At 55.9% G+C, this 7427-nt stretch carries 5 protein-coding genes; all 5 read right to left on the reverse strand.

What is annotated here, in order from left to right:
* Window positions 1-338 precede the first annotated feature (338 nt).
* Window positions 339-1343 carry a ketol-acid reductoisomerase gene (gene ilvC, locus VGE80_RS15175; RefSeq protein WP_373651825.1) on the reverse strand — a complete coding sequence of 335 codons (1005 nt, stop codon included), beginning with the start codon at window positions 1341-1343 and terminating at the stop codon, window positions 339-341.
* Window positions 1344-1452: 109 nt separating this feature from the next.
* Window positions 1453-1995: an acetolactate synthase small subunit gene (ilvN, locus tag VGE80_RS15180; protein ID WP_373651826.1), complete on the reverse strand. Its 543-nt coding sequence runs from the start codon at window positions 1993-1995 to the stop codon at window positions 1453-1455.
* A gap of 485 nt (window positions 1996-2480) precedes the next feature.
* Window positions 2481-2702 (reverse strand): hypothetical protein, encoded by a 222-nt coding sequence (locus VGE80_RS15185; RefSeq protein ID WP_373651827.1) that lies wholly within the window; start codon window positions 2700-2702, stop codon window positions 2481-2483.
* A gap of 39 nt (window positions 2703-2741) precedes the next feature.
* The gene (locus tag VGE80_RS15190; protein WP_440593248.1) at window positions 2742-5708 is read right to left on the reverse strand and encodes a PVC-type heme-binding CxxCH protein; all 2967 of its coding nucleotides are present in this window, start codon (window positions 5706-5708) and stop codon (window positions 2742-2744) included.
* 511 nt (window positions 5709-6219) lie between these two features.
* Window positions 6220-7017 (reverse strand): PEP-CTERM sorting domain-containing protein, encoded by a 798-nt coding sequence (locus tag VGE80_RS15195; protein WP_373651829.1) that lies wholly within the window; start codon window positions 7015-7017, stop codon window positions 6220-6222.
* Between the last annotated feature and the right edge of the window lie 410 nt (window positions 7018-7427).

Genomic DNA, 7427 nt, shown 5'->3' on the forward strand with positions numbered 1-7427 from the left:
GCTGAGCTTGTTTCGCGCGCGGGGCGCCGGGGAAGAGGGCTGAAGCAATTTCTCGCCAAGTCACAAGTTCGTACGGCCTCGGGCATTCACGGTCCTCCTGATGAACTCATCCGAGTATAGCGATGGTTCTTTCCCGACAACAGCACGCCGGAAAATGGAAGAAGCGGTGACTGAACGCCACCGCTTCTCTTCGATTGGACAGTACTCAGAGGGGGAGCCACGGGGTCTAAGAGTCCGTGGCAGCCTTCTCTGTCCGATCCTGGTTAATCAATACCGCGCGCTGTATCCGCTATTCAATGAATGCCTGCCGATGGCAGTTCGTCTACAGCGTGGGACGATTAATATTCTTTTGCATTGATCCACTTCATCATGCGGCGGAGCTGCTTGCCCGTTTCTTCGAGCTGATGAGTCCGCTCGCGCCGCTTGATGGCCTGGAAGGTTGGCTGATTAGCACGGTTTTCGAGAATCCACTCGCGTGCGAACTGGCCGGTCTGGATCTCATGCAGAATCTTCTTCATTTCGGCCTTGGTCGCATCGGTGACGATACGAGGACCGCGGGTGTAGTCACCGAATTCTGCCGTGTTCGAAACACTGTACCGCATGTAGTTGAGTCCACCCTGATAGAACAGGTCGACGATCAACTTCAATTCGTGCATACATTCGAAGTAGGCCATTTCGGGCTGGTAGCCAGCTTCAACCAATGTTTCGAAGGCAGCCTTGATCAGAGCACTGACACCACCGCACAGCACAACCTGTTCGCCGAACAGGTCAGTTTCGGTTTCTTCAGCGATCGTGGTTTCGATCACACCACCGCGAGTTCCACCGATCCCCTTGGCGTAGGCCAGGGCGAGCTTGCGGCTGGTTTCTGACGCGCCGGGGGTCAGGGCGATCAGGCTGGGGACACCGCCCCCTTTTTCGTACTCAGCACGGACGAGATGGCCGGGACCCTTCGGGGCCACCAGTGCAGCATCGACCCCTTCGGGGGGGACGACCTGACCGAAGTGCATGTTGAAACCGTGCGAGCACATCAGCAGTGCACCGGGCTTCAGGTTTGGCTTGATTTCGGTGCGGTAGATGTCGCCCTGAACTTCGTCAGGCAGCAGAATGTTGACGAGGTCAGCCTGCTTGGTCGCTTCGGCGATCGAAACCGGCTTGAAACCGTGGCTGACGGCCAGATCGTAGTTCTTGCTGCCAGGACGCTGTCCGACGACGACGGTGCAGCCGCTGTCGCGCAGGTTCTGGGCCTGTGCGTGGCCCTGGCTGCCGTAGCCAAGAATTGCAATGGTCTTTCCCTTCAGCAGGGACAAGTCGGCGTCGTCGTCATAATAAACCTTGGCGGCCATCGTTGCTTCTCTTCAGAAAAAAGGAATTCTCGGTCCTACCGCTGGGCTGCAACTGCCGATCAGTTGCTCGCAACGGTACTACAGAATTGGAAATCAGCTTTCCACTATCTCAACCGCTGATGGCGGCTTCTTCTTCGTAGGCGGGAGGTGGTTGAAGTGCGTCTTCAACCGACAATGATTTTTCCCGGGCCAATGCGATCCGGCCGGTCCGAACCATTTCGATGATCCCGAATGGACGCATCAGTTCGATAAAGGCGGTCAGTTTGCTCTCGGATCCCGAAATCTCGATCATCACGTGCAAAGAACCGACGTCGACAACTTTTCCGCGAAAGATTTCAACCATTTCACGGACATTGGAGAGCTGGTCACCTGCCGTCGACACCTTGATCAACATCAGATCACGTTCGACCAGATCCTGGTGCTGATAGTCGACAACCTTGACGACAGTCACAATCTTTTCAAGCTGTTTCCGGACCTGGTCCAGAACCTTGTCATCACCGGCGACCACAAAGGTGATACGCGAAAACTCAGGCCGCTCGGTCACGCCGACGGCCAGACTTTCAATGTTGAATGCGCGCGAGGCGAGCATTCCGGAGATGTGGGCCAGCACACCCGGCTGGTTCATCACCATCGCGGACAGCACATGCTTCATCGAACAGGGACTTTCCATGGAGTCTTGACGATCGAAACCGCCAAAAAACACTTTTGATTGACGAGGCTGTCGCCTCGATCCACCACCCGACGGCGGCGACTTTGGTGTTGATTCAACCCTCGACTCGCCAAAAAAATCACTCGTACACATTTGGCGGAGGGTCGACCATCGTAAGCACCGATCGACGCGGAAACAAGTTAAGTGGAATATTGAGGCAACACAATTTCTCAAGCTCAACCGCACAATACGGTCTGCATGGGCGTCAGACACGCCCACTCACTTCCGTGTTCATCCTCTTGGGAAAACTCATTCTCAATGAGAGGCCGCAAGGGAAGTGAGTCTGGTCTCTGAAATCGGCCCTGGCTTGGCAGGATGCATCCGCAGATGACCGATCGAGCCGATCGCAACGTGCGAACGATGGCCATCGTCGATCCGGCCAGAGACTCCTCACCAGCGAATACCGCCAGAGAGGAGATTTACGACTCTCACCACTGAATCGGGCGGACCACCTCAAGTATCAGCAGCAACCCCAATACGATTCCACTTAACGCCAGCCCGCGGACGACCCAGGGGGCCTGAGCGTCACCAAATTGACGGATCAGAAATGCACCTTTTCGGGTGTGTTTCAAGAACCAGTCGCTTTTCACCGCGAGCAAGGCGCAAAGGAGGCAGATCAGACTGCCAACCATAACGTGATCTGGAATCATAAAATACGATCGTCTGGAGGTCGCCGCAGCGAAGTGACACTACTGTGGCTGGGCTTCGCTGCTCAGGTAACTGACAAGGTCTCGCACTTCCTGAATGGAAAGCCGGTTGAGCAGACCTTCGGGCATCATGGAAACCGACTGCTGCTGCCGGTCTTCGATGTCCTGCGTTGCGACGACCACTCGGTCCGTTGCGGTTTGCAGTGTAATCGTGCTCGCGTCTTCCCCCTTCACGATTCCATTGATGACTCGTCCGTCCTTCAACTCGACAATCGTCACGCGGTACGCATGCCCCACGAGTGCGCTGGGGTCCATGACATTGATCAAGATGTAATCGAGATCCGTTCGCTGAGCCCCGGTGAGATCGGGACCAACCTGTCGCCCTTCCCCAAAGAGTGTGTGACATGAAGCACAATTTTTCTGGAAGAGTGCCCGTCCGTTCTTTGGATTGGCCGTTTGTGGGTCACCTTCAAGAACCTGCTTCTTCATCGAGGCAATCTGCTGAGCTCGTTCTTCAGTCGACGGCTTTGCGCCAAACAACTTGTTGACCAGTTCCTTCAACTTCGGTTCCTTGAACCGCTGTAACTGACGGATGTCGAATTCCGACAGATCCTGTCGATCGATCTGACCCGCGTCGACCGCCGAGACGAGAGCCAGAGCAGTCTTTTCACGAGCCGTTAGCGTGCTGATCGCGTCGAGTTTCTCTGCGTCGGTCAACAACGCGTACATTCCAAGCAGGGCACTGCCCACTTCTTCTCGATCAAAACCCGCCAGTCCTCGAATGGCTGAAGCCCGCAGTTCAGAGTCACCAAGACGGTCAAGCAGCAGGTCTGCTACTCCTGGACGCCGCGTGGTCACGAGGTCGGCGAGTGCCCGCTCACGCTGGGCGGCGTCAATTTTGTCATTCTGCACGATCTTGACGAACTCGTTGTAAGACGCGTCGCTCCCCTGAACGAGCGAAATGCGGTGACTCAACTCCCGCACGTTGGCGTCGGAACTCATCGCATAGCGATCGGCAACCGCGGCCCAGCCGGGATCCGCCTTCAGATCACGTCGTCCTTCGATGGCGGAATAGAGCCCCGTCAGAACATCACGCTGCGTGGCAACGTTATCGTCCGACTCTTCCAGCCAACGTAAGACGGGCGCGAATCGGGGGGATGGCCGCGTGGCCAGATGTCGTGCGATAAATTGACGCAACTTGGGAATTTTCGTCTGCAGCGCCAGTGGCAGAACTTCATCGTCCGCGAGCGAGATCAGAGGCTCGATGCCATACCATGTCAGCAGGACAAGGTTCGTATCAGGAGCATCTGAGGCATGGCTGACAAGTCCGGCTGCAATCGCCTTTCGCTGATCGAGTTGCAGGCGTTGAAGGCCAGAGGCGAGCTGCAAACGAACGTAAGGAGACGAGTCTCGGCGGGCAAGTTCCGCCAGACGCGAGACTACTTCAGGAGAAGCGGTTTTCTCTTCCAGGGCCAGGCGCACGCCCCAGCCACGGTGGGTGTCATCGCGTGAGCGGAGCAATGAATTCAGATTGTACTCATTCAATTCGCCAATCGCATGCAGTGTCCAGGCATACTGCAGTGATTTCGACGTTTGACCGTTGCCGGCATCGATCATGAGTGCATCGAAATCTTTGTTAAGCCGGTTACGGGCCTGCGACGACAGTTTCTTCTGAACCGATCGTTCTTGAAGAATTCGACGTGCCGAGTTGGCCCGAAGTCCGTCCTTCATCGACAGCAGATCAATCAATTGATCGTCAGAGAGCTTGGCAAGATTCCCGTAGGCGGGGTGATTGGTTCCGTAAGTGACCTTGAAAATTCGGCCATTCCCGCGGTGGATTGTCAGATCGTCGTAGTTGTGACATTCGCCCGTGTCGGACCAGTCAGTGAAATAGATCCCGTCCGGACCCTGCTTGACGCAGACGCCACGGAACCAGGGATCACCAGACGGGGCAAAATCCGTCTGATGTCGCGCGACATAGCCTGAGGCGTGGCGTTCCAGCAAGTCACGGTTGAGACGCTGACCATGGATATTCAGCGTAAACAGATTGTTGTGGTATTCGGCGGGAAACTGGTCGCCGACGTAAATCATGGCTCCCGAGTGGGCATGTCCCCCACCGGCCTCACCGTGCTTTCCTTTGCCGTCGCGGGAACCTTCCCAGGTCCCCCCCGCCCAGTGGATGTGGTCAGCACAAGTCTGCATCAACTCGAACGTCATCGGGTTAAAGTCCTGTCCAAACATCCGCTTGAAACGGGAGCCCGGGACCACGTGAAAAACGTGTTCGATGACGCAGTTTGTCAGAAATGCTTCTCCTCGGTCGTCAAATGCCAGCCCCCAGGGGTTGGTCGTTCCGTGAGCAACGACTTCGAAATCGTGCCGCACGGGATGATAGCGCCAGATTCCACAATTCATCGGGACTCGCTGGGCGTCCGGAGTTCCCGGCTTGCCGATACGGGAGTTCGAAAGGATTCCGTTGCAACCGTACAGCCAGCCGTCGGGGCCCCAGGTGAGGCTATTGGCCACGTTGTGAATTGCCTTCACGTCGAAACCGTCCAGAAGCACTTGAGCCGGTCCGTCTGGAACGTCATCTCCGTTCGCATCGGGAATGAAGATCAGTTTAGGAATTGCGGTGACGAAAACTCCGCCGAAGCCGAATTCCACAGAACTGAGGTTGACCCCTTTGTCCAGAAAGACCGTCCGCTTGTCGAACTGTCCGTCCCCGTCAACGTCTTCGAGGATCAGGATGCGGTCCGTTCCTTCAGTCACGTTGGCAGGCTGCCACTTGGGATAGGTTCGGCATTCGACCACCCACATTCGTCCTCGATCATCGAACGTGATCGACATCGGCTGCGAAACATCGGGCTCACCGGCAAACAATGTGGCCCGGAATCCTTCCGGAAGCGAAATGCTGGCAGCCGCTTCTTTCGGAGGGAGAGGTCCATCGGCCGCAGCAGCCAGTCCGGGGACCATGAACAACATCATCGTCATCAATGCCGAAGATCGAGTCATCAGTTCTCTCTTTCAGGGGTGAACGTAGTTCGCAATATCGTAATGACCCCGGCTGGAAATGTTGAGTGACCCATGTCGAGCGATTTTTTCTGAGAGCAGAAAGGTAAAAGAGTTGAGCCCGGCGGCATGTCGCAGCTTTTGCGGCCGGTGTCCGAGACGGCAGAGTCAGATCGGAATGGCTTTTGTCGGCGTTGTCCCGAATGCTCGCCCCGGGCTCTCGCGCCGTGGACTTCAATCGATGGGGGCGTTCGGGAGACCCGGAGGCCCAGCCGGGCTGTTGGCACGGGCCGAGCCTTCAAGGTTGATGTGATGAGCCGGTGAGGGGGGAAATGGAGGAGGCTCAACGCCGTCAGTCCAGTCGTCCACATCAGAAATCGCGTGACAGGTGTGGACCGCGACTTCTTTATTTGGCGACTGGACTGATGCAGTTGAGCAGGCTGATTTCTTTTGGGTAAAGCCCTGTCGGCATGCGGCAGGACTGAAGAATGTCGTCCCGCTTGCGACGTCTAGATCAGTGAGTCAGGCCCAGGCTACGGCGGCGGCGATAGGCACCCACGGCGATTCCGATACCGCCAAGCCCTAACAGGGCGAAGGAGGATGGCTCGGGGACATTGGCAGGAGGCTGGATCGTTGTGCTGAAGGTGTGATTGTCGCTTTCAAAACTACTTCCCAATGGATTGGGATAGATGTTCGTAAAGACGATTTTGTCAAAAAGATTGCCCGCATCCGTCGAGTAGAAATTCACGAAGACATAGGGTTCTGAGGGGTTGGCTCCGAGGAATGGAGCGTTGGGATTCCCGTAGTACGCGGGTGAGAGCGAGGAAAGGTATGAAGCTGTCGCGGTGAAAGTGTCAACCAGAGTGTTCCCGAGGAAGAACTCGATCTTATTGGCGGCATCCGCGGCCGAGATCCACATGCCGAAATAGGCCTGCGGCGCGTTTTGGGAAGGATCGCTGGTCTTCGTGAGCGTCAACGTGACGGGAAACTGATCCGTGACATTCAGATACTGTCCGTTTCCCCCTGCACCACCGTACTGGTTTGCAGTGTTGTTGAATTGATTGTTGGTATAAGTCGCGGTCAGGTCTCCTGGCAGGTTGAATGTCTGAGAACCATGGTAGCCCGGATTCGCCGAATCGAAGTTAATGGTGGTGGTGTTCACCGCGCTCGAAGTCTGCACTCCGGCTGCTTCATAGGTATGGACTAATCCCGCTTCTGTGGACTGAAAAGTGAGGGAGACTGCCGCGAAGGCAATTGCCAGCACCTTGCGGTAGGCTAATAGAGGTAGACCTAAATTCGAAGTTGGATTCACGTAGTTCGCCTTCTGTTAAAATTGGGCACCGCCTCGTATGAACGCACTGCATTCACTCGAGTTTCGAAATGGGAGGGCCGCTTTCGGCCAACGAAATCAACGTATGTAAGGGCGTGTGATGCCCACGCGACAACACGTCCTATCCCACCTCGCGATGCGAACTGGCGATGGAAGTGCGCGGCACCACCAATTAAGAGAAGCTGAACGTAAGCGCAATTCAGCTTGTTCAGTCACCTCTGCAGAGGGACCTGAACGGATGATGCTAGGAGGGTGTTTCAAGGTGGCCAGCGGAATTTTAAATTTTTTCTGCGATTTCGCGGAAAGTGCCAGATAACGCTTAAATTCTCGACATGAACCGGTCCCGCATTCTTCACGGCATAGCCGATGCGACGCGGTCCTTTCGGCGCTCA

The sequence above is a fragment of the Schlesneria sp. genome (genome assembly GCF_036405755.1).
In the GTDB taxonomy this organism is placed as follows: domain Bacteria; phylum Planctomycetota; class Planctomycetia; order Planctomycetales; family Planctomycetaceae; genus Schlesneria; species Schlesneria sphaerica.

Coding starts and splice junctions, on each gene's coding strand:
- ilvC (WP_373651825.1), bottom strand. CDS start 1,343: ATGGCCGCCAAGGTTTATTATGACGACGACGCCGACTTGTCCCTGCTG.
- ilvN (WP_373651826.1), bottom strand. CDS start 1,995: ATGAAGCATGTGCTGTCCGCGATGGTGATGAACCAGCCGGGTGTGCTG.
- VGE80_RS15185 (WP_373651827.1), bottom strand. CDS start 2,702: ATGATTCCAGATCACGTTATGGTTGGCAGTCTGATCTGCCTCCTTTGC.
- VGE80_RS15190 (WP_440593248.1), bottom strand. CDS start 5,708: ATGACTCGATCTTCGGCATTGATGACGATGATGTTGTTCATGGTCCCC.